Genomic DNA, 1,074 nt, shown 5'->3' on the forward strand with positions numbered 1-1,074 from the left:
CCATTACTGCTCCTTGTTGTCGGTGGTGGCGCGGCGCAAGGCTCGAAGGATGAGCCGCGTCAGCCGCTTGTGGACGCGCATCAGGCGTTCGTCGCTGCTCCAGTGAAAGCCGGGGTAGTAGCAATGGCCGTCTTCATATTCCGCGTTCTCAGTCGGGTATCGGTCCTGGAGCATCGCGGCGGCTTCTGCCTTCGCCGCCGACCGAGGGTTGAGGTAAGTCCGGCCCCGCGTAGGAGCCCGGTAAGCCGTACGCACGATCTGTTCGATTTCACTCATCCGCGCCTCCGTCGTTGTGCTGCTTGGGGTGGGGAAGGGCACGAGACATTCGCCGTTCACGGACGTTCGCCACGTCTTCATGCAGGTCACGGAAGGGGACCTTGGCGCGGCTGCGCTGGAGCGTGTAGCCACGTCGCGCCATGAACCAGAGAAAAACGTCGATGACGTAGACCTGACCCTTTACCCAGTCGACCTTGCGGGCAATCGTATTGCTCTGCATGTCGATGATTTCGTGCATGGCCTGGAACAGGTCTTTCTGATCGTGGAAATCGCGCAGGAACGGGGGCAGATGGGCGTGGCTTTGCAGCCATGCGGTGGTCGCGTCAGACATCGCTCTGCTCCTTCTGCGCTCCCGGTTGCGCGGACAGGGCGGCGCTCTGAGATTTGAGGGCGCGGATGCATTGGGCCGCATATTTCGCATTGAAGGACGCGCTTTCCGCGAACTCCGTCCAATCGCTCCGGTCATTCGTTGGAAACAACGCCTTGTAGGCCGTTTGCGCCGCTTCCTCCAGCGCCTGATTGCGCACCGCGTCGCTGGCCTGGGGCGCGGCATTCTCGATTGCTTCAAGGGCGCGCATCCAGGGGCAATTGCTGCTGCTGTGCTCGCCGATCTCGACCAGCAGATGGTCAGCAATGGCGTTCGCCAGCTTGTCGGCCATGTCGTGGTACTCGTCGCGCTCGGCCAGCGTCTGATCCCAAAGCTTGTCATCCGAGGGGCGAGGCTGCTCGATCAAATCGCGCATCACGTCGGCGCGGTGCCAGCCCAGATACTTCACGGGCAGCTCGCCGGACGCGATC

At 62.4% G+C, this 1,074-nt stretch carries 2 protein-coding genes and 1 pseudogene; all 3 read right to left on the bottom strand.

Going from position 1 to position 1,074, the window contains the following annotated elements; all coding sequences use genetic code 11:
- Positions 1–3 precede the first annotated feature (3 nt).
- Entirely contained in the window at positions 4–174 is a 171-nt protein-coding gene (locus CEY09_RS32680) for a hypothetical protein (protein WP_234818452.1), read from the bottom strand.
- A 94-nt stretch (positions 175–268) separates the two neighbouring features.
- Positions 269–607 (bottom strand): hypothetical protein, encoded by a 339-nt coding sequence (locus CEY09_RS31750; protein ID WP_175216798.1) that lies wholly within the window; start codon positions 605–607, stop codon positions 269–271.
- Positions 600–1,074 (bottom strand): annotated as a pseudogene (locus CEY09_RS31755) (hypothetical protein); the annotation flags it as partial. The pseudogene CEY09_RS31755 and the gene CEY09_RS31750, both read right to left, overlap by 8 nt.

Origin of the sequence: Achromobacter marplatensis, assembly GCF_002209535.1 — a bacterium.
Classification (GTDB): domain Bacteria; phylum Pseudomonadota; class Gammaproteobacteria; order Burkholderiales; family Burkholderiaceae_B; genus Achromobacter; species Achromobacter marplatensis.